Here is a 25,460-nt window from a genome sequence, read left to right on the forward strand (position 1 = left end):
GCGGCAGAGCCACTGAGCTGCCACGTCCTCGCCGAGCTGCCACCGGTTTCGCGTGAATCGGGTGGCAGCTCGGCGAGCGGGATGGCAGCTCGGCGAGAGGGTGGGGTGGGCTCGCCGGCGCGAGCAGCAGGCTCATACTCCGGGCCAGACCCCGGGCTCAGACCCCGAGCACGACCCAGCGCTCGCCGCGCGCCCGGATCCCGAGCGTGACAGCGCGGGCGAGCATGAACGCGATCGTGAATCCGGCGGTGAGCGCGACGAGCGCCGCGGTCCCGCTCGGCACCAGCACCGTGATCGCCCACAGCACGGGGAGATACACCGCCAGGTTCGCGAGGCTCGTCCACGCGAGGTAGCGCGCGTCGCCGGCACCCATCAGTACGCCGTCGAGCACAAACACGAGCCCGCCGAGCGGCAGCGAGATGCCGAGCACGAGCACGGCGGGCGGCAGGATCGCGAGCACCGCCTCGTCGCTCGTGAAGACGCGCCCGATCACGGGGCTCGCGAGGGCGAGCAGCACCCCCATCGCCGCCCCGGACGCGATGCCCCAGGTGACCGTGCGCCGCACGATGGCCCGGGCTCGCGCCGCGTCGCGGGATCCGAGCGCGTCCCCGATCAGCGCCTGCGCCGCGATGGCCAGGGCATCGAGCGCGAACGCGGCGGTGGTGAACACCGTGAAGACGACCTGGTAGCCCGCGGTCGATGCCGTGCCGTGGCTCGTCGCGGCGAACACCGTCGCGAGCAGGGCGGCGCGGAGCCCGACGGTGCGGAGGAAGAGCCAGCCGCCGCTCCGACCGGCGTGCCCGAGTCCGTCGCGGCGGGGGAGGAACCCGGCGCCCGCCCGCCGGGCGTGACGCACGATCACCACGACGTACACGGCCACCATGCCCCACTGCGCGACCACGGTGCCCCAGGCGCTGCCGCCGATCCCGAACCCGAGTCCGTAGATGAACCACCAGTTGAGCAGCGCGTTGGCCGTGAAGCCGATCACCGCGACCGCGAGCGGGGTGCGGGTGTCCTGCAGACCGCGCAGCAGCCCGCTCGCCGCGAAGACGACGAGCATGGCCGGGATCCCGAAGCACGAGATCGTGAGGTAGGTGGTCGCCTGCTCCGCGGTGTCCGCCGCGACCCCGAACACGGCGACGAGCGGGGCGCCGGCCGCGTACAGCCCGGCCCCACGACGGCGCCGATCCCGAGCGCGAGCCAGAGCCCGTCGATCCCGGCCTGCACGGCGCCTCGGAGATCGCCGGCACCGCGGCGGCGCGCCACGATCGGGGTCGTCGAGTAGGCGAGGAAGATCATGAGACCCACGGCCGTCTGGAGGATCGCGGCCGCGACGGCGAGACCCGCGAGCGGCACCGCACCGAGGTGTCCGATGAGAGCCGAGTCGACCACGAGGAACATGGGTTCGGCGATGAGGGCACCGAGCGCCGGGATCGCGAGGTGGGCGATGCTGCGGTCGATCCGCCGCCGTTCGCCCGCCGCCTGTGCACTCACCCTGCCACGCTACCCCGTGCGATCGCTAGGCTGGGGCCATGACCCACGACGCGCTCACCTCCGGTATCGACCTCACCGAACTCGACCCCGCGATCCGCCCGCACGACGACCTCTACCGGCACGTCAACGGCAAGTGGATCGAGCGCACCGAGATCCCCGCCGACAAGGCCCGCTACGGCTCGTTCGCGGTGCTCGCCGAGAACGCCGAGGAGGCGGTCCGCGACATCATCACCGGCACCGAGGCGCCCGCACCCGGGCCCCTCGCCGCAGACGCCTCCGAGGGCGACAAGGTCGCCGCGCTCTACGCGAGCTTCATGGACCTGGAGCGCGCCGATGCGCTCGGCGCCGAGCCCATCGCCGAGGATCTCGCGCGCGTGCGGGCGCTCACGTCGATCCCCGAGCTGATCGCCCTCGTCGGCGAGCTCGAGCGCCAGGGGCTCGGCGGCTTCGCCGGCATGTTCGTCGACAACGACCCGGGCGACCCGGCCCGCTACATCGTGTTCGTGATGCAGGGCGGCATCGGTCTGCCCGACGAGTCCTACTACCGAGAGGAGCAGTTCGCCCAGGTGCGCGAGCAGTACCGCGCCCACATCGCGCGCATGCTCCAGCTCGCGGGCGTCGAGGGGGCGGATCGCCTCGCGGAGCTCGCGTTCGACCTCGAGACCCGGATCGCGGCGTCGCACTGGGACAAGGTCGCGAGCCGCGACATCCAGAAGCTCTACAACCTCCGCACGTTCGCGGGGCTCCAGGAGATCACGCCCGAGCTCGACTGGTCAGCGTACCTCGCGGCCATGGGCGCCCCCGAGAGTGCGTTCGCCGAGGTCGTCGTGGGCCAGCCCGAGGCCGTGGCGGGGGTCGCGAAGCTGCTCGTCGCCGAGGAGCTCGACGCCTGGAAGGCGTGGCTCGCGTGGTCGATCGTGCGCAGCTCGGCGGCGCTGCTCTCGCAGGAGCTGTCGCGCGCGAACTTCGACTTCTACGGCACCGCGCTCACCGGTGCGACGGAGCAGCGGGATCGCTGGCGCCGCGGCGTCTCCTTCGTCGAGGGATCGATGGGCGAGGCCGTGGGGCGGCTGTACGTCGAACGCCACTTCGATGAGGACGCGAAGGCGGCCATGGACGGGCTCGTCGAGCACCTCATCGAGGCGTACCGCGAGTCGATCGAGCAGCTCGACTGGATGAGCCCGGAGACGAAGGTGCGTGCGCTCGAGAAGCTCGACCGTTTCACCCCGAAGATCGGCTACCCGGTGAAGTGGCGCGACTACTCCGCGATCACCGTCGACTCGGGCGACCTCGTGGGCAACTCGCGCCAGGTCGCGGAGTACGAGTTCACCCGCGAGCTCGGCAAGGTCGGCAAGCCGATCGACCGCGACGAGTGGTTCATGACCCCGCAGACCGTCAACGCCTACTACAACCCCGGCTTCAACGAGATCGTGTTCCCCGCGGCGATCCTGCAGCCGCCGTTCTTCGACAAGCGCGTCGACGCGGCCGCGAACTTCGGGGCCATCGGCGCCGTGATCGGTCACGAGATCGGCCACGGCTTCGACGACCAGGGATCCCGCTACGACGGCGACGGCAAGCTCACCGACTGGTGGACCGAGGCGGATCGCACCGCGTTCGAGGAGCGCACGGGCGCGCTCATCGGCCAGTACAACGCTCTCTCGCCGGAGGGCGCGGACGGGCAGACGGTCAACGGCGAGCTCACGATCGGCGAGAACATCGGCGACCTCGGCGGCCTCGCAATCGCCTGGCGCGCGTACCTCCGGTCGCTCGACGGCGCCGAGCCGCCGGTGATCGACGGACTCACCGGTGCGGAGCGCTTCTTCCTGTCGTGGGCGCAGGCCTGGCAGCAGAAGTCGCGCCCCGCCGAAACCGTGCGGCTGCTCACGATCGATCCGCACTCGCCGAACGAGTTCCGCTGCAACCAGATCGTCGCGAACCTCGACGCGTTCCACGAGGCGTACGACACGAAGCCGGGCGACCGGCTGTGGCTGGAGCCCGAGCAGCGCGTCAGGATCTGGTAGCCCGCGACGTTCGGCGGAAGATGCGGCGACGGGTCGGCCGGTCGGGCTGGTCCGGCTGACCGGCCGGGTTCGCCAGCTCTGACGGGCTCGGCTCGCCGGCTTCGATCGCGGTCACCCGCGGCGCGGTGAGTTCCGCGGGGAGCACGAGCGGAGGCGGCCCGAAGGCGGTGCGGGATCGCGCCACGACGCGGCGCGCGAGCACGTAGTTGCCGACGCCGCCGATCACGGCGCCGACGCCGTACGGGATCGCCTTGCCGATGACCGAGGCGCTCCCGGTCGTGGCGACCTTGCGCAGGAACATGCCCTTGAGCTGATCCACCAGCGGCGCGAGCATCTGCCGAGGCAGGACCGAGCCGACGAACTCGCCCCAGAAGGTCGACCGGCTCGCGCCGCCCTTGGCCTGCGAGGTGACCTGCCGGAGGAGCGTCAGCCCCTCGTCCCCGAGCAGCAGCGTGAGGATGATCGCGCGCGCCCGATCCGGATTCTCCAGGGTGATGCCGTGCACCTCCGCCAGCGAGTGCGCGTACAGCGCCGTCGCCTCGAGGAACCCGACGGTCTCGGCGCTCGCGAGCGCGAGGGCCGCGACGGTGCCGACGGCGGGCACGGCCGCGGTCGCTCCGACGGCGCTGCCGCCCGCCGTGACCGCGGCGATGTACCGGGTCTCCAGTGCACGGGTGAGCGCGACGGGGGTGGCCGTGCGGTGCTTCGCGGCGACGCGGCGGAGGTGGGCGACGACGATCGGACGCTGGATCGAGAGCACGCGGTCGACGGCGCGATCGAGCCAGGGCAGGGCGGGGTCCGCGGGCGCGGGCGGCGTCGACGTCGTGAGGATGGTCGGGATCGCAACAGGCGCGGGGGCCGCTGCGGGCGCGGTCTGCGCCAGGTCCGGCACCGGCTCGGGCGCAGGAACCGGCACGGTCCGTGGATCTTCAGGCATCACACGAGCAGCGTAAGGGAACGACCTGGGATCTCTCGAGGGCTTGCGCTCAGCGCGCGGAGGCTCCGGCATGCTCAGCGCACGGGGTGCCGCGGTGCGCGGTGCAGACCACGAACCGCGCCGCGCAGTCGTCGACGGTGCAGTCGGCCAGGAGTGAGGAGGGCGCTTGGCACGCCGCGCAGGTCCCGATCACGGCCGCGCCGGGCGCGAACTCCAGCGACTCCCGGCCGTCGAACACGGCGAGGGATCCCTCCCAGAGCCCATCGTTGCCGAACGCCTCGCCGTAGCGGACGACCCCGCCGTCGAGCTGGTAGACCTCACTGAAGCCCCGCTTGCGCATGGCGGCCGACAGGATCTCGCAGCGGATGCCGCCGGTGCAGTAGGTGACGACCGGGCGGTCCTTGATGTCGTCGAACGCCCCGCTCTCGATCTGCTCGATGAACCCGTGCGTCGTCTGCACGTCCGGCACCACGGCGCCCGCGAAGCGTCCGATCTCGGCCTCCCAGGCGTTCCGCCCATCGAAGAAGACGACGTCGTCGCCCCGCTCCGCGACGAGCTCGTTGACCGCCTCCGGCGACAAGTGCTCACCGCCCCCGACCACCCCGTTGGCGTCGACGACCGTCTCGTCGGGGATCCCGAATGCCACGAGCTCGTCGCGCACCTTCACGCTGAGCCTCGGGAAGTCGGTGATCCGCCGCCAGGGAGCCCGGCGGTCGATGCCGTGCAGGGGCTCGGCCGCGTCGGGTTCGAACCCGGTGCCCGCGCTCCACTTCACGTCGAGGTCCGCGAATGCCGGGTGGGCCCGGGTGCGGCGCAGGTACTGCTTGCACGCGTCGAGCTCCCCGCCGACGGTGCCGTTGATGCCGTGCCTCGAGATGATGATCCGCCCGCGCAGGCCGAGCGACCGGCAGAGCTCGGTCTGCCAGAGACGCACCGCCTCGGGGTCGGGGATCGGGGCGAAGGCGTAGTACAGCAGGATCTTGGGCTCGGACACCTGACCATCGTACGCGCCGTGCTGCGAGGTGCTTGACCTTGACCTAACGTCAATGTTTATCGTGGATCATGCGGTCGGGATCGTCCCGGCCGGTGGAGAAGGGGGCGCGCATGGAACGCTCGATCCAGGAGGTCGCGAAGGCCGCCGGAACGACGTCTCGCACGCTGCGCCATTACGACAGGCTGGGGCTCGTCGCTCCCAGCCGGATCGGGAGCAACGGGTATCGGTACTACGACGATCGGGCGCTCGTTCGGTTGCAGCGGGTGCTGCTGCTCCGTGAGCTCGGGCTCGGGCTCGACGCGATCGGGCAGGTGCTCGCGGCGCAGGATCGGCAGGCCGGATCGGATCGCGCGGCCTCGAACGGGCCGGAACTCGCGGAGGTCGCGATCCTCGCGCACCACCTCGAGCTGCTGCATCGCGAGCGGGATCGCATCGCGCTGCAGATCGGCGCCGTCGAGCGCACGATCGGCGCCCTCCGCCGCTCGGCGGGGGCCGATCCCGAACCCGCACACATCACTGAAGGAGAAGACCTCATGGCACAGGACATGTTCGCCGGATTCGACCACACCGAGCATCGCGAGGAGGTGGAGGCGCGCTGGGGTGCGGACGCCTACGCGCAGGGGGACCGCTGGTGGCGATCCCTCGACGACGCGGAGCGCTCCGACTGGCAGGCGCGGCTCGCGGCCCTCAACCGCGACTGGATCGAGGCCGCTGAGCACGGCGAGGATCCCGGATCCCCGGCCGCGCAGGAGCTCGCCGCCCGCCACGTCGCGTGGCTCACCGCCACCCCCGGCACGCCGACCGCTGACCTCGCGGGATACCTGCGCGGCCTCGGCGAGATGTACGTCGCCGACGAGCGGTTCGCCGCGAACTACGGCGGGATCGCCGGGGCGACGCTCGTGCGCGACGCGCTCGAGGTGTACGTCGAGCGGGAGCTGCGCGGATAGGCCGCGGGATCCCGAGCCCGATGCCCCCCCCGGGGTGGAGCCTACTTGCGGGTGAGCGTGGGCTCGTCGGCCTCGCGGGCGAGATCGATGCGCTGGTCGTCGGCCTCGCGCGCGACGTCGATGCGGTGCTGCTGCTCGGGGGTGCGGGTGAGCGGCGGCACCACTTCGTACTGATCGTTGACGATGACCACGTCGTGATCCACGTGGTTGACCATCGCGTGCACGGCGTCGATGAAGTCCTGGCGGCGGATCGCGTCGAGCACGCGGGCGTGATCCCGCTCCATCTCGGCGCCGGTCGCGACGTTCGCGAGGCGACCGCGATGCTCGGGGGTGCGCAGCCGGTCGTTCGTGCCCGCGTACAGCGCGGCGAGGAGGCGGTTCTTCGCGGCGTCGAACACGAGGCGGTGGAACTTGCTGTCGAACGCCGAGGAGTCGGCGTCGCCCGCGAAGCCCAGCACCGGGCAGCGCGTGCAGCCGACCTCTTCGATGGCGGCCTGCTCGAGCGCCACGAGATCTTCCTCGGTGCGGTGCATCGCGGCCTGCTGCGCGGCCTCGATCTCGAGCGCGCGGCGATAGCTCAGGATCTCCTCGAGCGTGAAGTCGCTCAGGAACTCGTTCAGCAGGGTGCTCGTGGGGGCGGCGGAGCGCACGAAGGTGCCGCGGCCCGGCAGTGTCTCGAGCATGCCGATGCTCGCGAGCGACCGCACCGCCTCGCGCACCGTGGAGCGGCCGACGCCGGTCTGCTCCGCGAGTTCGGGTTCGATCGGGATCCGGCTGCCGACCGGCCACTCGCCGGTGGTGATCTTGCGGCGCAGGTACGCCAGGGTCGCGCGGGCCCGATCCGAGCCGGTCGTCGATGCCATGCTGACTCCGCTCCCAATGCGGCGTGGAGGTACGCCGTCGTCATCTCCGAGTATATCCGGCGAGACCTTGCGGAGTCCTGGCATCGTGGTGCCACGCGCCCTAAGCTGAGGGCCAGACGGACCCCGCGGATCACCGCGAGCGCGCGTCGGCGTGCGTGGGCCGAGACGCAGGGAGAGCAATGACGCAGCACCAGATCAGCCACGGCGCCATCAACCCCTACGCGGGGATGCGGGAGGTGCCGGGGTTCACCCTCACGAGCACGGATATTCAGGACGGCGAGCCGCTCCCGGCGGAGCTCTACGCCGAGGCCGCGGGCGGGGCGAACCGGTCGCCGCAGCTCAGCTGGTCGGGCGCACCCGAGGGCACGCGCAGCTACGTGGTGACCTGCTTCGACCCCGATGCCCCGACCGGGTCGGGGTTCTGGCACTGGGCGGTCGCGAACATCCCGGGATCCGTCACCGAGCTTCCGGGCGGTGCGGGTGGCGCGGGGAGCACGTTGCTGCCCGAGGGTGCGATCACGATGCCCAACGAGAAGCGGGATCCCGCGTTCACGGGTGCGGCGCCGCCCGAGGGCACGGGCGTGCACCACTACTGGTTCGTCGTGCACGCGCTCGACGTGGAGCGGATCGACGTGGATCCGCAGGCGACCCCCGCGGTCCTCGGCTTCATGATGCGCGAGGCGGTGCTGGCGCGCGCGATCATCGTCGCCACGGGCGAGTTCGGCGGCGCGGCGTAGGGGACTCCCTCCCCCTCTCGCGGGGGCGGTGCCGGTCGCCGGTTGGGTGATCCGAACCGCGGCGGTTTACGATGCTTGAAACGGCGTCGTGCGGCGCCGTTTTCGTTCGTTCACTCGACGCGCTCGGGTGATCCACCTCCCAGAAGGATCCGATAGTCATGCGACAGTCCTCGTCTCGCCGCGCGCTCACGCTGCTGAGCCTCACCGCCGCCGCCGCGCTCACCCTCTCCGCCTGCTCCTCGTCGAGCGAGGACTCGGGCGGTGACGCCTCCGCGGAGACGGTCAACATCGGGATCAGCCAGCTCGTGCAGCACCCGGCGCTCGACGCGGCGACCGAGGGCTTCAAGCAGGCCTTCATCGACGCAGGGTACGTCGAGGGCGAGACCGTGAACTTCGACGAGCAGAACGCCAACGGCGAGCAGGCCACCGCCGTCACCATCGCGCAGAACTTCGCGTCGATCGATCTCGACCTCGTGCTCGCGGTCGCGACCCCGGCAGCCCAGGCCGCCGCGCAGGCCATCACCGACAAGCCGGTCCTCTTCACGGCCGTCACCGACGCCGTCTCGGCCGAGCTCGTCGAGTCCGACGAGGAGCCGGGCGCGAACGTGACCGGCACGAGCGACATGGCCCCGCTCGCCGACCAACTCGCCCTGCTCCAGGAGATCGTGCCCGACGCCAAGAAGGTCGGCATCGTCTACGCCTCGGGCGAGGTCAACTCCGAGGTGCAGGTCAAGGCGGCCGAGGAGGCTGCGAAGGATCTCGACATCGAGATCGTCACGAAGACCGTGACCACCGCCAATGACATCGCCAACGCCACCGAGGCGCTGGGTGACGTCGACGCGATCTACGTGCCGACCGACAACATGGTCGTCGCCGGCATCTCCTCGCTGATCCAGGTCGCCGAGACCAAGCAGATCCCCGTGATCGGCGCCGAGTCGGGCACCGTCGAGGGCGGCGCGATCGCGACGCTCGGCATCGACTACGAGACGCTCGGCAAGCAGACCGGCGAGATGGCCATCAAGATCATCGAGGGCGCGGATCCCGCGACCACCCCCGTCGAGTTCGCGAGCGAGTTCACGTACGTCGTGAACCCCGCTGCGGCCGAGCGCATGGGCGTCACGGTGCCCGAGGAGATCCTCTCCCAGGCCGAGATCATCGAGTAGCGCGACCCACCACTGAGAGAAACGACACCACATGATCGGCGCACTCGAGCTCGGGCTCATCTACGGGGTGATGGCCCTCGGGGTCTACCTCACCTTCAAAGTGCTGAACTTCCCCGACCTCACGGTCGACGGCAGCTTCACCACCGGGGCCGCCGTCGCGGCTGCGCTGATCACGAACGGTCACAGTCCTGTCCTCGCCACCCTCGCGGGTGGCGGGGCGGGGCTCGTCGCCGGTGTCATCACCGGGCTGCTGCACACGAAGGGCAAGATCGATGGCCTGCTGGCCGGGATCCTGACCATGATCGCGCTGTGGTCGATCAACCTGCGGATCATGGGCACGGCGAAAGAGGGATCCGCGGTCGCCGCGAATCTGCCGCTGCTCCGCGCCGACACCGTCTTCACCCCGCTCCGCGATGCCGACCTGCTGGGGACGTGGTCCGGGGTCGCGATCATCGCGGCTGTCGTCCTCCTCTTCAAGTTCGTCGTCGACTGGTTCCTGTCGACCAGCCTGGGCCTCGCGATCCAGGCGACGGGTGACAACGGCCCGATGATCCGGAGCTTCGGCGTGAGCACCGACCGCACCACGATCCTGACCCTCGCCCTCTCCAACGGGCTCGTCGCCCTCTGCGGCGCGTTCGTCGCCCAGTACCAGGGCTTCGCCGACATCAGCATGGGCATCGGCCTCATCCTCGTCGGCCTCGCCTCCGTGATCCTCGGCCAGGCGGTCTTCGGATCCCGGTTCATCTGGATCGCGAGCTTCGCGGTCGTCTTCGGCGCGGTGCTCTACCGCCTCATCATCTTCTTCGCCATGCGCGTCGGCCTCGACCCGAACGACATGAAGCTGGTGACGGCCGTGCTCGTCGTGCTCGCGCTGCTGCTGCCCCGCTGGGGGTTCCTGAAGCGTGTGCCGTCACTCCGCAACCGGGGCGGCCGTGCGCCGCGCGGAGCGGATCCGTCGGCTCCAGATCCGGCACTCGCCACCGCAGCAGCCTCGAGCTCCATGGCACCCGCCGCCGCGGCCCCCGCTTCCACCGAGACCCCAGGGCGGTAACCATGCTGGTGATCGACTCCATCGACAAGACCTTCTTCCCGGGCACGGTCAACGAGCGCCGCGCACTCGCGGGCCTCAGCCTGAGCCTGAACGAGGGCGACTTCGTCACCGTGATCGGCTCGAACGGCGCGGGCAAGTCCACGCTGCTCAACGCCATCTCCGGCCGCTACAGCGTCGACTCGGGCAGCATCGAGATCGACGGCAAGCGCGTCAACAAGCTCAAGGAGTACCAGCGGGCCGCGTACGTCGGCCGGGTGTTCCAGGATCCGATGGCCGGCACCGCGCCCGACCTCACGATCGAGCAGAACCTTGCGCTGGCGGTGCGCCGCGGGAAGCCGCGCGGGCTCGGGCTCGCGCTCACCCGTGCGCTGCGGGATCGGTTCCGAGAGGAGCTCACGGCCCTGGAGCTCGGCCTCGAGCACCGTCTCACGGCGAAGGTCGGCCTGCTCTCGGGTGGGCAGCGCCAGGCGCTCTCCCTGCTCATGGCCGGGTTCACGCACCCGAGCATCCTGCTGCTCGACGAGCACACCGCCGCGCTCGATCCGCAGCGGGCGGCGCTCGTGACGGAGCTCACGGACCGCATCGTGACCCAGGGCGGGCTCACGACGCTCATGGTGACGCACAACATGGAGCAGGCGCTGCGGCTCGGCAATCGCCTGATCATGATGCACGAGGGGCGCATCGTGTTCGAGGCCGATGAGGCGCGCAAGCAGCAGCTCACCGTGGCGGGGCTGCTGGAGGAGTTCGCCAAGATCAAGGGAGCCCAGCTCGACGACCGCGCGCTGCTGACGTAGCTCGCGGCCTCGCCCAGCAGACTCCGGGAACCGTGCGCGCCTCCCGGCAACTGCCAGAAGGCCGCCATACAGTGGGCTCATGGCTGACGAACCCACTGCTTCGGATTCGGTCTGGCGCGCGTTGGCCGCGCCGAGTGAGCGCCGCGCGAGCGCCTGGCTCGAGTCGGTGCGTCGCGGCGACGTCTCCGCGGCCGAGATGCTCGGGGGCATGCAGCGGGATCCCGAGAGCTTCGAGTTCACGCGCCGGCTGATCGAGCTCGTCGCCGGCACGCAAGACGCCTTCACCTCCGCGATGGGGCTGCGCGAGATGGCGCAGGAGGTGCCCGCCGCGATGCCGGTGCGGGATCGCCTCGCGGTGCGCGCGGGTGGTGTGGCGTCGCTCGGGCTGCCCTGGGCCGTGATGCCGGTCGCGCGCCGCTGGCTGCGGGATCGGGTCTCGCACCTGGTGCTCGCCGCGAAACTCCCGACCGGCGCCACCCCCGGCCGCCTCGGTGTGCTCACCGAGGCGCTCCGCGAGCACACCGAGGCCGGTGCGGTGCCCGTCGTGGTGCCGCTCGGCGACGAGGTGCACGGCCCCGCGGGCGCGCTCGCGGAGGCGACGCGCCTCGCGGCACTCGCCTCGCACCCCGCCGTCAAGCACCTGGTCGTCGACCCCGCCCGCATCGCCCCCGGCGGCAGCGACTGGTCCGCTGATCTCGACGTGACCCGAGCCGCGACCGCGCTCCGGCCGATCCTCGCGGCCGCAGCGGAGCACGACACCACGATCCACCTCGAACCGACCAGCGTGCGCTGGGCGCGGGTCGTCCCGGACGTGCTCGTGCACGCCCTCGCCGACGCGGAGTTCGACCGGGTGCGGATCGGCACCCGGATCCTCGCCGAGCTGCCCGAGTCGCGGGAGTTCTATGATCGGCTCAGCCGCTGGGCGCAGCGGCGCGTCGCGGACGGCGGCGCCCCGGTCGAGGTCGTCATCGGCGTCTCGGGGGTCGCCGGTGCCGAGCGCATCGCCTCGATCCAGAGCGGACTCGCCGTGCCGGTGCTCGAGGATCGCTGCGACGTCACCGCGCAACTGCTTCGACTCGTCGACCTGGCGCTGCACCCCGGTCGCGCCGCCGTGCTGCGCCCGGTGATCGCGAGCGAGGACGTCCGGGTGCTCGCTGCCGCCGTGGAACTCGCCGCGGATCGCGATATTGCGGAACTGGTGTCGCTGCAGCTGCGCAGCGGCGTCGCCCCGGGCCTCGATCGGGTGCTCGCCGCGGAGGGTAGCGAGATCCGGATCGCGCTGCCGGTCATCTCGCCGCAGGAGTTCGCGGGCGCCGTGGACACGCTCGTCCGGATCGCCGCCGAGGCCGCGGATCCGGATTCGGCCGTCTCGCGGCTGGAGGCGATGCTCGCCGAGTCATCGAGCACCGGCGCCGAGCCATCGAGCACTGGCGCCGAGCCATCGAGCACTGGCCCCGAGGACACCGGCGCCGAGGACACCGACGCCGAGGGCACCGATGCCGAGGGCACCGATGCCGAGCCCACCGCCGCGGGATCCGGATCCGGCGCCGAAGCCGCGGAGCGCGCACTCTTCGCCGCCGCCGCGATCGCCGCCGAGCAGGACGCCCCCACCTCGCACCGCACGCAGCGTCGTGCCCGGGAATGGGATCCGACCGAGCGCGACAGCGCCCTCTTCTACCGCGCACCCGACGAACCGGCGCGCTTCGAGACGGGCGGCCTCACCGCCGCGGTGCTCGGACTGAGTCGTGGCTCGACCGGCGACCTGCGCCTCGGGGAGCTCGCCCCGCCGAAGGCGATCCCCGCCGTCTCCGGCTCCGGATTCGCCGCAGAGCCCGAAACCGACGCGAGCACCGCGGAGAACCGCGAGTGGGCGCGAGGCCTGTTGGAGCGCGCGGCGCAGCGGACCGAGGAGCGCGACCTCGCGAACGAGACCGTGGCGCTCTCGCCCGCGGACCTCGACGCCGCAGCCGTGGCCCAGGTCGCGCGCACGGCGGGGGAGCAGTGGGCCGCCCAGCCCCACCGCATCCGCGCGGTCCGGCTGCGCCGCGGGGCGCTCGCGGTTGTCGCCGCCCGCGACCGGCTCCTGCAGGCCCTCGCGGTCGACACCGGGGCGCCGATCGCCGAGCTCGACGCCGAGATCAACGACATCGTCGATGCGGGTCGGTACTGCGGCCAGCTCGCCGAGGGGCTCGCGGCTGTGCGCGGCGCGACTTTCGTGCCCGACCGGCTCGTGATGGTCGTGGCCGACGCCGTCACCGCACTGTCGGCGCAGGCGGACGCGGTGCTCGCCGGCCTCGCCGCGGGCAGCGGGGTGCTGTGGGTCGTGCCGCAGCGGCTGCACCGATCAGCTGCTGTGCTGGTCGAGGAGTGGGAGGTCGGCGGGATCACCGCGGGCGCCGTGCGCCTCGAGACCGTGTTCGCCGGTCGCACCCTGGGCGCGCTCGCGGCTGACGAGAACATCGACCGCGCCGTGGTGCTCGGTGACCGAGCCGAGGCGCGCGACCTCGCGCGACGGCGACCGGACCTGCGGATCGAGGGGCACTTCCGCGTGCGTGGATCGGTGCTCGTGTCCCCGTCCGCCGACATCGGGAGCGCGATCCCGAGCATCGTCCGCTCCGCTTTCCGCGCCGCGGGGTCCCACCCGCGCGCGGTCGACGCGCTCGTGCTGGTGGCGGGTGCGGCGCGCTCCCGACGTCTCCGCGAGGGGCTCGCCGATGCGGTGCGGGCCCTGCGGGTGGGCGACACCTCCCGACCCGGTGACACCGACGCCCTGGCCACCGACCTCGGTCCGCTGCCGGTGCCGCCGAGCGAGGCCGGGTTGCGGGCGCTCACCACTCTGCATCGCGGCGAGGAGTGGCTCGTGCAACCCGAGCAGCTCGACGAGGAGGGGCGGCTCTGGAGTCCCGGGGTGCGCACCGGGGTCGCGCCCGACTCGCCGTTCTGGGAGGAGTGCCGCGGTGTGCCCGTCATCGGGATCCTCCACGCGCACACGCTGACCGAGGGCGTCCGTCTGCAGAACGCACCCGAGAGCGGTGCCGTCGCAGGACTCTTCGCGACGGACGCCGACGAGATCCTCGCCTGGCTCGACACGGTCGAGGCGGCGTCCTTGTCGGTGAACCGCCCCACGACCGAGGCGCGCATCGAGCGCCAGCCCGGGGGCGGCTGGAACGACGCCGTGATGGGGTTGCCGACGCTGTCGGGCGGGCCCAACTGGCTGCTGGCGCTCGGCTCCTGGCGGCCGCGTGAGGGCACCCGCAGCGAGACCCTGCATCTGCGCGGGCTCGATCCCGAGGTGCAGCGGCTCATCGAGACGGCGCAGAATCAACTCGCGTACGAGGAGTTCGACGCTCTGCGGCGAGCGACCCTCTCGGACGCGCTCGCCTGGCGCACCGCGTTCGGTGTCGTCCGCGACACCGTGGGGCTCGGGATCGAGCGCAACGTCATGCGCTACTGGCCCGTGCCCACGCACATCCGGCTCGCCGAGCGCGAACCGGTCGCGGCGCTGCTGCGGGTCCTCGCCGCCGCGCTGCTGGTGCGGGCGCCGGTGTCGGTGTCGACCGGCGAGGTGCTGCCGAGCGAGGTCTCGGCCTTTCTCGCGAGCCAGGGGATCGAGGTGTCGCTTGAGCGCGACGACGACTGGATGGCGCGGATCGCCGTCTCGGGGCCGAAGGGCGCCGACGGCGTGGTGGCCGAGCGCGTGCGGCTCATCGGGGGCGACCGCGTGCGGGTCGCCGAGTGGATGGGCGGGCTCGACCGCGAGGCGCTGTGGGCCGAGCCGGTCACGATGGCCGGGCCGGTCGAGCTGCTGACGCTGCTGCGCGAGCAGTCGGTGTCGGCGCGGGCGCACCGCCACGGGCTCGCGGTCGAGGTGCCGGGGCTCGACGAGCTGCTCGCCGAGTAGGGTGCGCGTCGGATCCGGCGCTGGATCTCGGATCCCGGCTCAGCCGATGCGCATGGGGGTGTGCGGGATCCCGTCCTCCAGGAACCCCGGGCCGCTCGGGGCGAACCCGAAGCGGCCGTACCACTCGGCGAGATGGGACTGGGCGTGGATGAGGATCGGGTGACCGTCGCAGGCCGCGATGGCGTCGCGGAGCACGGCCGCGGCGATCCCGCGTCCGCGCCAGATCGGTGCGGTGACGACGCGGCCGATGCTGCGGAGGCCGGGCTCTGCGGCGTCCTCGTTCAGGATCCGGACGGACGAGGCGATGCGGCCGTCGTCGGTCTCGGCCCACACCTGGATGGTGCTCGGCTCGAGATCGCGGCCGTCGAGGTCGAGGTAGACGCAGTCCTGCTCGATCACGAAGATCTCCTGGCGGAGCTTCGCGATCCGGTAGAACGTCTGCGGCGGCACGGCGTCGAAGCCGTCGGCGCGGCGGAGGCTGATCTCGGCGGGGAGTGCACGCATCCTTCGATTTTGCCACGCGGTCGCGCCTTCGTGTGCTCGATTTCCGTTCCGCGCGGGTGAGACGGTACAGTTGATCTCTGGTTGCGCTATGTGTGGCCAACGGCGGGTTACCCGAGCGGCCAAAGGGGGCTGACTGTAAATCAGCTGGCAACGCCTACGGGGGTTCGAATCCCTCACCCGCCACCAGCAAGAAGACCCCGGCACCGTTGAGAGATCAGCGGAGTCGGGGTCTTGTGCGTTGGGCTCGCTATGTGCGTGGCGACCTGATGTCAGCATTCAGTGTCGAGAGATACCGCCCGGCCGTCACCCCTGTGGGTGGGCACTCCTCAGGAGCGACGGCCGCGCGGAGCGGTGGGAGCTATCGGTAGCTCAGGCGGGCGGTGAGCGCCGTACCGCCGTCGGGAGCGATGATCGCGAGTTCCTCGCTCGTGTCATCGGCAGCGCGGCCGACGACGTGGATCTGCTCGCCGCAGAAGATGGGCGCACGCGCGCTGAACTCGAATGCCGAAACATGTGCGCCGGGGTGCGTGTGCAGGAAGCCCTCGACGAGGTAGGTCGCGAGCAGTGGCCCGTGCACCACCAGGCCGGGGTAACCCTCTTCGCGCGTCGCGTATGGCAGGTCGTAGTGGATGCGGTGCGCGTTGAAGGTGAGTGCCGAGTACCGGAAGAGTGTGGCCTCGAGCGGCTGCTGCGAGAGGACCCAGTCCCATCCCTCGGGCGCCCCGATGCTGACACGCGGCGGGCGCTGCCGTGAGGGCTGTTCGGGATCGAGCACGGCTGGTTCGCGATACACGATGGACTGGCGCTCAGTCAGTGCCTGCACGCCGTCGGCCTGTACATCGTGACGCAGTACCACGAAGCAGAGCCGTCCGGACGACCCTGTTTTCGGGGTAATCGATTCGATCGTGGTGACGCGATCGAGCGTCTGCCCCACCGTGATGGGGGAGTGGTACTCGAGCTTGCTTCCTGCCCACATGCGTCGGGGGAGATCGAGCGGCGGCATGAATGCTCCGAGCTTGGGGTGGCCGTCGGCGCCCAGCTCGTTCATGGGAGCGGTCGGCGTGAACTGCAGCCAGTGGCCCGTGGGGAGGAGTTCGGATCGGTCCGTCTCGGCTGCGTCGAGCGGGCGGTCGAGCACTGAGGCGAGGCCGATCGCAGCGGAGCGTGAGGCAACGTCGCTGACGGTCTCGGTGCGACCGATCCACTCGGTGTAGGTCGGGGTGGGGGCCGACTGTTCGGACATGAGTTCTCCTCGGTGAGTGAGTCGGGCCGTGGGAAGTGCAGTGCACGTGGCTTCCGACGATGCGTGGATGAAGTGTGGCGTGGGTTCGTGATCGCTCTTCCGGCTGTCCAGGGCAGCCGGGTGAGCGCACGCCCGGGATCGTCCGGCTTGTACGAGGATAGAATATATTATATATTAGGCGCAAGGAAGACCCTCCCAACTTGGTGGTTGCGGCAGGTGTTCGGCGAGTGAGCGGATCTCGCCTCGGACGAAAGGACACATCGGTGAAGATCGTGGTGCTGGTGAAGGAAGTGCCCGACACCTACGCGGAGCGCAAGCTCAACCTTGAGACGGGACTTGCAGACCGGGGCGCTTCGGATGCCGTCATCGACGAGATTTGCGAGCGCGCGCTCGAAGTCGCTCTGTCGCACGCGGACACCGCCGAAGGCGTCGAGATCGTGGTGCTGAGTGTCGCGCCGGAGGGTGCCGCCACGAATCTGCGAAAACTGTTGGCAATGGGGGCCGGTTCGGCGGTGCAGGTGGTGAGTGAAGATTTGCTGGGCGCGGATCTCGGGCTCACCGCAGAAACGATCGCCGCCGTGCTGCGTGCGGAGGGTTTCGACCTCGTGATCGCCGGCAACCAGTCGACCGACGGCGCTGCGGGCATGCTGGCGTCGATGCTGGCCGAGTTGCTCGAGGTGCCGGTCATCACAAACCTCGAGTCCGTTGCGATCGCAGCCGACCGGGTGACCGGAACCCGGGTGAGTGACACTGCGAGGACTGCAGTGGCCGCGACCCTTCCTGCGATCATTTCCATTACTGAGCAGCTGCCCGACGCACGATTCCCGAACTTCAAGGGCATCATGGCCGCGAAGAAGAAGCCGTTGACGGTGCTGAGCCTCATGGATCTCGGCATCGACGCCACCGACATGACGCCCGCTCGGACCATCATGACGGCGATCTCCGAACGGCCGCCGCGTGCCGCGGGAGTCACCCTCGCTGACGGGGACGGGGTGGTCGAACAGCTCGCTGCATATCTCGCCGAGAACCGACTCGTCTAGACCGCGCAGATCAGGATCAGAGAGACGCATCATGGAACACTCGACAGACGCCATCCTCGTGCTCACCGAGCTCGCACTCGACGGGAAGCCGGTGCCGGCAATGGCAGCGCTCTTCGGCGCGGCGGCGGCGATCGGAACTCCGATCGCCGTGGTGTGCGGGGAAGACCCCGAGGTTGCAGAGCAACTCGCCGCGATGGGAGCGACCGCCGTACTCCAGGCACCGGCGGCAACGGTCGAGGTCGACGCCCTCGACGCTGCGGCAAGGCGCGTGCGGGCAGAGGCGGTGCTCGTGTCGCACTCGGTCGATGGGCGAGAGGCCGCCGCTCGTTTTGCGGCTCGCACGCACGCCGGGCTCATCGTCGATGCCGTGGGGGTGAGCCGGGATGCCGAGGGCGTCACCGCGTCGCATGCCGCCTACGGCGGCGCGTACTCGGTGACTTCCGCCGTCACGCACAGTGCCCCGGTCATCACCGTGCGCCAAGGGGTCATCGAGGCGCGGGCCGGATCGCAGCCGCTGGTCGGCGAAGCGCTTGAGGTGCCGCTGAGCGATCGGCGCGTGGTCGAGGTGCTGTCGTCCGAACCGATCGATACCGGCGGATCCCGGCCCGAGTTGCGCGGCGCGCGCACCGTGGTCTCCGGTGGCCGCGGCCTGGGATCGAAGGATCAGTTCTCCACGGCGGAACAGCTCGCGGACGCGCTCGGAGCGGCCCTCGGTGCCTCGCGCGCCGCGGTGGATGCGGGCTGGGTGCCGCAGAGCACCCAGGTGGGTCAGACGGGTGTCTCCGTCGCGCCGCAGCTCTACATCGCGCTCGGCATCTCGGGGGCGGTGCAGCACCGGGCGGGCATGCAGACATCGAAGTTCATCGTCGCGATCAACACCGATCGAGACGCGCCCATCTTCGACATCGCCGATTTCGGGATCGTGGGAGACGTGCACACGGTGGTGCCGAGGCTCGTCGCCGAGATCGAGAAGCTGAGGGCGTGACGTGAGCAGCGAACTGCAGGTGCTGCGCCGCGGACTGCCGCGTGTGGTCGGGGGCGAGCCCTGGCCCCCCGGTGAGCGGGGTGCCGATCCGGCGCCCGCTCAGGTTCCTCCTGCGGTGGCCGCGCCAGTTGCGATGGCCGCGATGCAGGCGCCGCGTACGACGCCTGACACGCCACTGCGCCGCGGCCTGCCCCGCGTGGTCGGGGGCGCACCCTGGCCGCCGGAGGGCGCTGGGCCGCTCGTTGCTGGAGCATCGATCGCATCAGCGGAGGCGGCTGTCGCGCCAGACGCCCCCAGCGGGCCGCGCGGCACCACAGAACCGACGCCGAGCCCCTCCTCGGCGCCAGCGGAATCGGCAACGGGACCAGTGGAAACGCCGGAGCTGTCGCCGATATTGACGACGGAGCCGGCCGCGCTACCGAAGCCAGCACTGGAGCCGACGCCAGCGCCAGCAGAGACTCCGGTGGCGCGCACCCGCGCGCAGCTCGTGCGCCGCGGAGTGATCTGGGCGTTCGGTGCGCTCTGCACGATGGGGATCATCGTGCTCGCAGCGCGCGGCGTCACGACCCTGCCGGGGGTGCCCGATGTTCTGCGTCGCTTCCCCGGGGAATACGAGTCACCCTGGCATCCGGAGCCCGGCTTCCCCGCATGGGCGAGGTGGAGCCACTATCTCAACTTCTTCTTCATGGTGCTGATCGTGCGCACCGGGCTGCAGGTGCGACACCAGCAGAAGCCACCGGCCTTCTTCACCCCGAAGCGCGGCGGCAAGAAGATCAGTATCTACTTGTGGCTGCACACGAGCATCGACGTGTTGTGGCTGCTGAACGGTGTGATCTTCGTCGTGCTGCTCTTCGTGAGCGGGCACTGGGCGCGGATCGTGCCGACGAGCTGGGAGGTATTCCCGAATGCGCTGAGCGCGATGCTGCAGTACCTCACACTCGAGTGGCCCACCGAGAACGGCTGGGTGAATTACAACAGCCTGCAGCAGCTCATGTACTTCACCGTCGTGTTCGTCGCAGCGCCGCTCGCCGCGATCTCTGGCGTGCGGATGAGCGAGTGGTGGCCCAAGGACGCCGACCGTCTGAACGCGATGTACCCGGCCCCGATCGCACGGGCGATCCACTTCCCGGTCATGCTGTTCTTCACGGTGTTCGTCGTCGTGCACGTGACCCTCGTGCTGGCCACCGGGGCACTGCGCAACCTGAACCACATGTTCGCGGGCACCGACGCTGTGAATTGGATCGGCTTCCTGTGGTTCGCCGGGGGCTTGCTTGTCGCCGCGGCCGCGACGTGGGCCGCGAGACCCCTGATCCTGGCACCGATCGCGAGCGCGTTCGGTCGAGTAAGCGAACGTTAGAGAGCACCAGATGAGTCGACCCGATACCGCAGCCGCCGCAGTCTCCTTCCTCTTCGTGCCGGCTTCTCGGCCGGATCGCTACGCCAAAGCGCTCGGGAGCGCCGCCGACGCGGTGATCATCGACCTGGAAGATGCGGTCTCCGTCGAAGAGAAGGACAGCGCGCTCGACCACTTGCTCGCCGCGCTGCACGCGGGCCTCGCCCGGCCGGCGCACGTGCGGATCAACGCAGCTGATTCCGTTTGGTTCGAGCGCGACCTCTCGGCGATCGCGGGCTTGTCACCGCGTGCGCGTGCGTCGGTGGCCGGTGTCCTGGTGCCGAAGGCGGAGCGCGCGGATGATGTGAGCCGTGTCGTCGATGCGCTGCTGCGCACTGAGAGGGGCAATGGGAACGGCGCCGGGCACGGCGCAGAACACCCCGCCGACGTGATCGCGCTCATCGAGAGCGCTGCCGGCGTGGTTGCCGCGCGTGAGCTTGCGGCGGTGCCGGGCCTGACCCGCTTCGCAGTCGGTGCTGCCGATCTGTCGTTCGATCTCGATGCTGAGATCGCCTCTGCGACGGTTGACTGGGTGTACGCGCAGCTGGTGATCGAATCTCGGCGTGCCGGCCTCGCCGGGCCCATTGCATCCCCGCCGTTCGAGATCGACGACCTCGAGGCCGTCGCACTCGAGTCGGCGAGACTGCGAGGCCTGGGCGCCGCCGCTCAGTTGAGCATACATCCGGCGCAGATTCCGGCGATCCACTCGGGGTTTCTGCCGAGCGCCGAGCGGATCGCGTGGGCGCAGCGTGTCATGGCGGCTGCGGCAACGGCAGATGGTGCCGTGCAGATCGACGGGCAGATGGTCGACAAGCCCGTCCGCGACCGGGCCGCGCGCATCATCGCGCAGGCGCGCTGAGCGCACCTGATGGACCGAGCATCGCGCTCGCCGATGTCGTGCCGTCGGGGTTGAACCCGCTCAGCTCCCGAACTCGGCGAAGATGCGTTCGGTGTGCTCGCCCAGCGCGGGGACGTCGCCCATCGGGGGTTCGTCGCCGAAGGTGACGGGAGGGAGCGCAACACGCGCTTCTCCCGAGGGCGTCTTGATCGTGCGCCAGCGATCGCGGGCAGCGAGCTGCGGATGGGCGGAGAATTCGGCCATGGTGCGCATCTGCGCGTTGGCGATTCCGACGTTGTCGAGGAGCCACTGCACCTCTGCGACGGTGCGTTCGCCCAGGCGGTGCTCGATGAGCTGGGAGAGCGCTGCGCCATTGGCGACGCGCAGGGAATTGCTCGCATAGTCGGGGTGCTCCGTGAGTTCGGGCTGCTCCAGCACCCGATCGCAGAATTGAGCCCACTCGCGCTCGTTCTGCAGGCCGAGGAAGACCACTCCGTCGGAGGCTCGGAACGGGCCATACGGAGCGATGCTCGCGTGCGACGCCCCGGATCGCTTCGGGGCGGCTCCGGAGTACTCGGCGTACAGATAGGTCTGCTGCATCCACTCGCCGAGCGCTTCGAGCATGCTCACCTCGATGCGTGATCCCGTGCCAGTGCGGCCGCGTTGGATGAGGGCCGCGAGTACGCCCGAATAGGCGTACATGCCCGCCGAAATGTCGGCAATCGACACCCCCACCTTCGCAGGAGCCTCCGGCCCGCCGGTGACCGAGAGCATGCCGGCTTCGCACTGGATGATCAGGTCGTAGGCCTTCTTGCGCTCGTGAGGTCCGCCTGAGCCGAACCCTGAGACGGAGACGCTGATGAGCCGCGGGTTGATCTGTTCAAGCACCTCGGGAGTGAAGCCGAGTCGCTCCACCGCACCGGGGGCCAAGTTCTCGACGAACACATCGGCGTGAGCGAGCAGTGAACGGAGCAGGCTCTGGTCTCGCTCCGACTTGAGATCCATCACCACGGATTCTTTGCCACGATTGAGCCACACGAAGTAGCTCGCCTCGCCGCCGACCGTCGTGTCGTACGCGCGGGCGAAATCGCCCGCTTCGCGCTCGATCTTGATGACTCGAGCACCGAGATCGGCGAGTTGTCGCGTCGCGAACGGCGCCGCGACAGCCTGCTCGATCGAAACCACGGTGATGCCCTCAAGGGGGAGTCCTGTCACTGTCTCCTCTTTCGTCGTTCTCTCGAGTACGCGTCGTTGCGGCTCAGATGCCGCCGCGCGCCACCAGCTGAGAGGCGATCACATTGCGCTGAATCTCGTTGGTGCCTTCGCCGACGATCATGAGCGGCGCATCGCGGAAGTATCGCTCCACGTCGAACTCGGTCGAGTATCCGTAGCCGCCGTGAATGCGCACGGCGTCGAGGGCGATCTCCATCGCCACCTCGGAGGCGAAGAGCTTTGCCATACCGGCCTCCATATCCGCGCGGGCCCCGCTGTCGTACTGCTCCGCGGCGTGCCGCGTGAGCTCGCGCGCCGCCGTGAGCTTGGTCGCCATGTTCGCGAGATAGTGCCCGATCGCCTGGTGCTTCCAGATGGGTTTGCCGAACGATTCCCGCTGCTGCGCGTAGGTGAGCGCATCCGACAACGCGGCCGAAGCGACGCCGAGCGCACGTGCTGCAACGTTGATGCGACCCGTTTCGAGGCCCCGCATCATCTGGGCGAAGCCGTGTCCGGTCGCTCCGCCGAGCACCTGCGAGGCGGGGGTGCGGTAGCCGGAGAAGACGATCTCGCAGGTCTCGACACCCTTGTACCCGAGCTTGTGCAGATCCCCGGATACTTCGAATCCCGGACCCGGTTCGACGAGCACGATCGAGATGCCGCGATGGCGGGGCTCTGCGGAGGGGTCGGTCTTGCAGAGCAAGGCGATCAGCCCGGAGCGGCGCGCGTTAGTGATCCACATCTTCGAGCCGTTGATCACAAGATCGTCGCCATCGAGCAATGCGGTGGTCGTCATCGCCTGGAGATCGGAGCCGCCACCGGGTTCGGTGAGCGCCATCGTGGCGCGCAGTTCGCCCGTCGCCATGCGAGGGAGGTAGCGCTGCTTCTGATCCTCCGTGCCGTACGCGTCGAGGAGTTTCGCGACGACGGTGTGGCCGCCCATCGCGCCGGTGAGCGTCATCCAGCCCCGCGCAAGCTCTTCTGCGACCTGGGCGTAGCATGGCATCGACACCGGCATGCCGCCGTATGCTTCGGGCACTGCGAGACCGAAGATCCCGATCTCTTTCATCTGATCGATCCAGCGCTCGGGATATTCGTTCGCGTGTTCAACCTCGCGCACGGTCGGCTTCACTTCCCGGTCGACGAATGCGCGAACGGTTTCGACGAGGAAGCTCTCTTCTTCATTGAGGCGAGGCATCGGGGATCCTTTCCTACGCGTCTTGGGGTGACGTGCGAGTGGTTTGAATATACTATATAGAATATTGAAAACGGAAGTTCCGGCGAAGAATCGAACGGAAGCGTCAATAGAATTGACCGCGCACGGTCGTTCCAGTTCGTGCGCGGCTTCCGAGAGGCCAGCCGGGCCAGAGGAGAATCACATGCAACGACGACAGCTCAGCGATGAGGTTGCGTCCTACCTGAGACAGTCGATCATGGCGGGCGAGCTCGGCCCCGGCACCTCCGTGCGCGCGGAAGCTGTGGGCGAAGCGCTTGACGTCTCGGCGACTCCGGTGCGCGAGGCGCTCCACGCGCTGCGTGCTGAAGGATTCCTCGAACTCGTGCCCCGCCGTGGGTTCACGGTACGAGCGCTCACCGCCACCGACATTCGCGATATCTTCGAGGCGCACGCACTGGTCGCCGGCGAGCTCGCGGCTCGCGCCGCGGAGCGTGTCACCGATGCCCAGGTGGCCGACCTGGTGGAGCAGCACGCGGAGCTCATGCGCGCGGCGGAGGAGGGCGATACGCAGCGATTGGAACAGCTGAATGACGAGTTCCACCGCCGGATCTATTTGGCGGCCGGATCCGAGCGACTCCGTTGGGCGCTCGGCAACTTCGTGAAGTATGTGCCGAGCGCGTTTTACGCGCAGATCGACGGCTGGCCGGAAACGACCGCGGAAGACCACTCGGCTGTGTGCGATGCCGTTGTCGCACACGATGCCGACGGCGCGCGTGCGGCGATGGCGCAGCACATCCGCAATGCCGGCGAAAAGCTCGCCGACTACTTCGAGCGGCGACAGGCCCCGTAACTAACACGGAATGCCATGTCTGAATTAACGCTGCTGCAGGGCCTCCGGGTCGTCTCACTCGAACAGTTCATCGCGGGCCCCTATTGCACGTCTCTGCTCGCCGATGCCGGCGCCGAGGTGACGAAGATCGAACGTCCCGGTGTCGGCGATCCGCGGCGGTCGTACGAGCCGAAAGTCGGCGACGGCGAAGACGCCATCAGCGGCGGGTTCGCGTCCTACAACCGCGGCAAACGATCGGTCGAGTTGGCTTTGGACACCCCGGAGGGCGTTGCTGAACTCGCGGGCATGCTCGCCGATGCCGATGTCCTCGTGTGCAACTTGCGCCCCGGCGCCCTGGCGCGGATGGGTCTCGCCCCAGTGGCGCTGCGGGAGCGGTTCCCTCGTCTCGTCGTCTGCGAGATCACCGGCTTCGGCAGCACCGGCGGAGAGGCTGCGAACTGGCCGGCGTTCGACTCGGTGATCCAGGGAATGTCGGGTTTCGCGAGCCTGGTGGGCGAGGCCGACGGGCCGCCCACGCTCACCCCGATGGGGACGACCGACATGCTCACCGCGGTGTACTCGACGATCGGGATCCTCATGGCGATCATTCAGCGCGAGCGCACGGGCGAGGGGAGCCTGGTCGACGCGGCGATGCTCGACATCACGGCCGCGTTCCTCGAGCGCCCGCTCACGCTGCACGAGTTCACGGGAGCAGTGCCCACCCGCGGGATCGATCGGTTCAGTCCAGTGGGGATGTTCAGGGCCGGTGACGGGCGCTGGCTTTCGATCGTGATTCCGACCGATGAGATGTGGCGGCGGTGCGCAGATGCGATGGGCCGACCCCAGATGATCACCGATCCGGAACTTGACACGGTGCTGAAGCGAGCCGATCGCATGCATGATCGCGTGATTCCTGCGTTCGAAGCGTGGGCAGCGGGGCTGACCCAGGAAGAGGCTGCGCACGCGCTGCGCGTCGCTGGCCAGCCTGTGGGCCTCGTGCAGGACATCGGCGAGGTGCGGGCGAACCCCCACCTCGCGCACCGGGAGCTCTTTGTGCCAATGGTCGATGAGGTGGCGATGCGCGCCGACGGCTCGCGGATCTCCCTCCCGCGCCTTCCGCTGCTGTTCGACGGTGAACACGCAACTCCTGGTCCCGTTCCCCGGCTCGGCGAGCACAATCCTCCGGATGGCCACGGGTCGAGCGAGCAGGTCGCAGAGTAGCCATCATGCGACGCGAGGGGGCAACCTCTCGGCGTCAGGCGTGCCTCAGTGGCAGAGGACGCTCAGCTCAGTCGATGCGAGGAGGGAGTTGCGCACCACGCCACAATGGCATACCG

General features: G+C 69.9%; 21 protein-coding genes, 1 tRNA gene and 1 pseudogene. 14 read left to right on the forward strand and 9 right to left on the reverse strand.

Annotation, left to right across the window (positions count from 1 at the left end):
- Positions 1-157: 157 nt before the first annotated feature.
- Both MUN76_RS11355 and MUN76_RS15645 read right to left on the reverse strand, forming a co-directional pair.
- Positions 158-1,135 (reverse strand): MATE family efflux transporter, encoded by a 978-nt coding sequence (locus MUN76_RS11355; RefSeq protein WP_429952669.1) that lies wholly within the window; start codon positions 1,133-1,135, stop codon positions 158-160.
- Positions 1,136-1,233: 98 nt separating this feature from the next.
- Positions 1,234-1,401 (reverse strand): annotated as a pseudogene (locus MUN76_RS15645) (MATE family efflux transporter); the annotation flags it as partial.
- A 131-nt stretch (positions 1,402-1,532) separates the two neighbouring features.
- On the opposite strand from MUN76_RS15645, the gene MUN76_RS11360 reads away from it, so the two are divergent.
- Positions 1,533-3,515, forward strand: a complete 1,983-nt coding sequence (locus MUN76_RS11360) for a M13 family metallopeptidase (protein WP_244684761.1) — start codon at positions 1,533-1,535, stop codon at positions 3,513-3,515.
- Here MUN76_RS11360 and MUN76_RS11365 read toward each other — a convergent pair.
- Positions 3,502-4,452, reverse strand: a complete 951-nt coding sequence (locus MUN76_RS11365) for a hypothetical protein (protein ID WP_244684763.1) — start codon at positions 4,450-4,452, stop codon at positions 3,502-3,504. The two genes, MUN76_RS11360 and MUN76_RS11365, sit on opposite strands and share 14 nt — an antisense overlap.
- Positions 4,453-4,501: 49 nt before the next feature.
- Positions 4,502-5,446: a tRNA uridine(34) hydroxylase gene (locus tag MUN76_RS11370; RefSeq protein WP_244684765.1), complete on the reverse strand. Its 945-nt coding sequence runs from the start codon at positions 5,444-5,446 to the stop codon at positions 4,502-4,504.
- 110 nt (positions 5,447-5,556) lie between these two features.
- Here MUN76_RS11370 and MUN76_RS11375 point away from each other — a divergent pair, with 110 nt between their 5' ends.
- On the forward strand, positions 5,557-6,393 hold the full coding sequence (locus MUN76_RS11375; protein WP_244684767.1) for a MerR family transcriptional regulator: 837 nt from the start codon (positions 5,557-5,559) through the stop codon (positions 6,391-6,393).
- A gap of 41 nt (positions 6,394-6,434) precedes the next feature.
- On the opposite strand, the gene MUN76_RS11380 is transcribed toward MUN76_RS11375, so the two are convergent.
- On the reverse strand, positions 6,435-7,256 hold the full coding sequence (locus MUN76_RS11380) for a FadR/GntR family transcriptional regulator (RefSeq protein WP_244684769.1): 822 nt from the start codon (positions 7,254-7,256) through the stop codon (positions 6,435-6,437).
- Positions 7,257-7,435: 179 nt separating this feature from the next.
- On the opposite strand from MUN76_RS11380, the gene MUN76_RS11385 reads away from it, so the two are divergent.
- The 5 genes from MUN76_RS11385 (at position 7,436) to MUN76_RS11405 (ending at position 14,902) form a co-directional block, all read left to right on the forward strand.
- Entirely contained in the window at positions 7,436-7,993 is a 558-nt protein-coding gene (locus MUN76_RS11385) for a YbhB/YbcL family Raf kinase inhibitor-like protein (RefSeq protein WP_244684771.1), read from the forward strand.
- A gap of 158 nt (positions 7,994-8,151) precedes the next feature.
- Positions 8,152-9,156, forward strand: a complete 1,005-nt coding sequence (locus tag MUN76_RS11390; protein WP_244684773.1) for an ABC transporter substrate-binding protein — start codon at positions 8,152-8,154, stop codon at positions 9,154-9,156.
- A gap of 31 nt (positions 9,157-9,187) precedes the next feature.
- Entirely contained in the window at positions 9,188-10,207 is a 1,020-nt protein-coding gene (locus MUN76_RS11395; protein ID WP_244684775.1) for an ABC transporter permease, read from the forward strand.
- A gap of 2 nt (positions 10,208-10,209) precedes the next feature.
- Positions 10,210-11,001, forward strand: a complete 792-nt coding sequence (locus MUN76_RS11400) for an ABC transporter ATP-binding protein (RefSeq protein ID WP_244684777.1) — start codon at positions 10,210-10,212, stop codon at positions 10,999-11,001.
- 79 nt (positions 11,002-11,080) lie between these two features.
- Positions 11,081-14,902, forward strand: a complete 3,822-nt coding sequence (locus MUN76_RS11405) for a proline dehydrogenase family protein (protein ID WP_244684779.1) — start codon at positions 11,081-11,083, stop codon at positions 14,900-14,902.
- 39 nt (positions 14,903-14,941) lie between these two features.
- Here the strand turns inward: MUN76_RS11405 and MUN76_RS11410 are convergent, their stop codons facing one another.
- Positions 14,942-15,406, reverse strand: a complete 465-nt coding sequence (locus MUN76_RS11410) for a GNAT family N-acetyltransferase (RefSeq protein WP_244684781.1) — start codon at positions 15,404-15,406, stop codon at positions 14,942-14,944.
- 101 nt (positions 15,407-15,507) lie between these two features.
- On the opposite strand from MUN76_RS11410, the gene MUN76_RS11415 reads away from it, so the two are divergent.
- Positions 15,508-15,592: transfer RNA gene (locus tag MUN76_RS11415), tRNA-Tyr, on the forward strand.
- A 172-nt stretch (positions 15,593-15,764) separates the two neighbouring features.
- On the opposite strand, the gene MUN76_RS11420 is transcribed toward MUN76_RS11415, so the two are convergent.
- The gene (locus MUN76_RS11420; RefSeq protein ID WP_244684783.1) at positions 15,765-16,649 is read right to left on the reverse strand and encodes an HTD2 family dehydratase; all 885 of its coding nucleotides are present in this window, start codon (positions 16,647-16,649) and stop codon (positions 15,765-15,767) included.
- 263 nt (positions 16,650-16,912) lie between these two features.
- Between MUN76_RS11420 and MUN76_RS11425 the strand changes: the two genes are divergently transcribed.
- The 4 genes from MUN76_RS11425 (at position 16,913) to MUN76_RS11440 (ending at position 20,926) form a co-directional block, all read left to right on the forward strand.
- Positions 16,913-17,689, forward strand: coding sequence for an electron transfer flavoprotein subunit beta/FixA family protein (locus MUN76_RS11425; RefSeq protein ID WP_244684785.1), 777 nt, complete (start codon positions 16,913-16,915; stop codon positions 17,687-17,689).
- A gap of 31 nt (positions 17,690-17,720) precedes the next feature.
- Positions 17,721-18,674 (forward strand): electron transfer flavoprotein subunit alpha/FixB family protein, encoded by a 954-nt coding sequence (locus tag MUN76_RS11430; RefSeq protein WP_244684787.1) that lies wholly within the window; start codon positions 17,721-17,723, stop codon positions 18,672-18,674.
- Positions 18,675-19,137: 463 nt separating this feature from the next.
- Positions 19,138-20,031, forward strand: coding sequence for a cytochrome b/b6 domain-containing protein (locus MUN76_RS11435; protein WP_244684788.1), 894 nt, complete (start codon positions 19,138-19,140; stop codon positions 20,029-20,031).
- Between the two features lie 10 nt (positions 20,032-20,041).
- Positions 20,042-20,926 (forward strand): HpcH/HpaI aldolase/citrate lyase family protein, encoded by an 885-nt coding sequence (locus tag MUN76_RS11440; RefSeq protein ID WP_244684790.1) that lies wholly within the window; start codon positions 20,042-20,044, stop codon positions 20,924-20,926.
- A gap of 60 nt (positions 20,927-20,986) precedes the next feature.
- On the opposite strand, the gene MUN76_RS11445 is transcribed toward MUN76_RS11440, so the two are convergent.
- Together MUN76_RS11445 and MUN76_RS11450 are read right to left on the reverse strand one after the other, a co-directional pair.
- Positions 20,987-22,120 (reverse strand): CaiB/BaiF CoA transferase family protein, encoded by a 1,134-nt coding sequence (locus tag MUN76_RS11445; protein WP_244684792.1) that lies wholly within the window; start codon positions 22,118-22,120, stop codon positions 20,987-20,989.
- Between the two features lie 43 nt (positions 22,121-22,163).
- A complete protein-coding gene (locus MUN76_RS11450) occupies positions 22,164-23,315 on the reverse strand; it encodes an acyl-CoA dehydrogenase family protein (protein ID WP_244684794.1) in 1,152 nt (383 codons plus the stop codon).
- Between the two features lie 181 nt (positions 23,316-23,496).
- On the opposite strand from MUN76_RS11450, the gene MUN76_RS11455 reads away from it, so the two are divergent.
- The gene (locus MUN76_RS11455) at positions 23,497-24,144 is read left to right on the forward strand and encodes a GntR family transcriptional regulator (RefSeq protein ID WP_244684795.1); all 648 of its coding nucleotides are present in this window, start codon (positions 23,497-23,499) and stop codon (positions 24,142-24,144) included.
- A gap of 15 nt (positions 24,145-24,159) precedes the next feature.
- The gene (locus MUN76_RS11460) at positions 24,160-25,344 is read left to right on the forward strand and encodes a CaiB/BaiF CoA transferase family protein (RefSeq protein ID WP_244684797.1); all 1,185 of its coding nucleotides are present in this window, start codon (positions 24,160-24,162) and stop codon (positions 25,342-25,344) included.
- Positions 25,345-25,460: the final 116 nt, after the last annotated feature.

Origin of the sequence: Leucobacter rhizosphaerae, assembly GCF_022919175.1 — a bacterium.
Classification (GTDB): Bacteria; Actinomycetota; Actinomycetes; order Actinomycetales; family Microbacteriaceae; genus Leucobacter; species Leucobacter rhizosphaerae.

Bases quoted from the DNA above. Each gene is read 5' to 3' on its own strand.
- MUN76_RS11455 (WP_244684795.1), top strand. From the start codon at position 23,497: ATGCAACGACGACAGCTCAGCGATGAGGTTGCGTCCTACCTGAGACAG.
- MUN76_RS11390 (WP_244684773.1), top strand. From the start codon at position 8,152: ATGCGACAGTCCTCGTCTCGCCGCGCGCTCACGCTGCTGAGCCTCACC.
- MUN76_RS11385 (WP_244684771.1), top strand. From the start codon at position 7,436: ATGACGCAGCACCAGATCAGCCACGGCGCCATCAACCCCTACGCGGGG.
- MUN76_RS11440 (WP_244684790.1), top strand. From the start codon at position 20,042: ATGAGTCGACCCGATACCGCAGCCGCCGCAGTCTCCTTCCTCTTCGTG.
- MUN76_RS11430 (WP_244684787.1), top strand. From the start codon at position 17,721: ATGGAACACTCGACAGACGCCATCCTCGTGCTCACCGAGCTCGCACTC.
- MUN76_RS11375 (WP_244684767.1), top strand. From the start codon at position 5,557: ATGGAACGCTCGATCCAGGAGGTCGCGAAGGCCGCCGGAACGACGTCT.
- MUN76_RS11450 (WP_244684794.1), bottom strand. From the start codon at position 23,315: ATGCCTCGCCTCAATGAAGAAGAGAGCTTCCTCGTCGAAACCGTTCGC.
- MUN76_RS11395 (WP_244684775.1), top strand. From the start codon at position 9,188: ATGATCGGCGCACTCGAGCTCGGGCTCATCTACGGGGTGATGGCCCTC.
- MUN76_RS11405 (WP_244684779.1), top strand. From the start codon at position 11,081: ATGGCTGACGAACCCACTGCTTCGGATTCGGTCTGGCGCGCGTTGGCC.
- MUN76_RS11420 (WP_244684783.1), bottom strand. From the start codon at position 16,649: ATGTCCGAACAGTCGGCCCCCACCCCGACCTACACCGAGTGGATCGGT.
- MUN76_RS11400 (WP_244684777.1), top strand. From the start codon at position 10,210: ATGCTGGTGATCGACTCCATCGACAAGACCTTCTTCCCGGGCACGGTC.
- MUN76_RS11360 (WP_244684761.1), top strand. From the start codon at position 1,533: ATGACCCACGACGCGCTCACCTCCGGTATCGACCTCACCGAACTCGAC.
- MUN76_RS11365 (WP_244684763.1), bottom strand. From the start codon at position 4,452: ATGCCTGAAGATCCACGGACCGTGCCGGTTCCTGCGCCCGAGCCGGTG.
- MUN76_RS11460 (WP_244684797.1), top strand. From the start codon at position 24,160: ATGTCTGAATTAACGCTGCTGCAGGGCCTCCGGGTCGTCTCACTCGAA.
- MUN76_RS11380 (WP_244684769.1), bottom strand. From the start codon at position 7,256: ATGGCATCGACGACCGGCTCGGATCGGGCCCGCGCGACCCTGGCGTAC.
- MUN76_RS11410 (WP_244684781.1), bottom strand. From the start codon at position 15,406: ATGCGTGCACTCCCCGCCGAGATCAGCCTCCGCCGCGCCGACGGCTTC.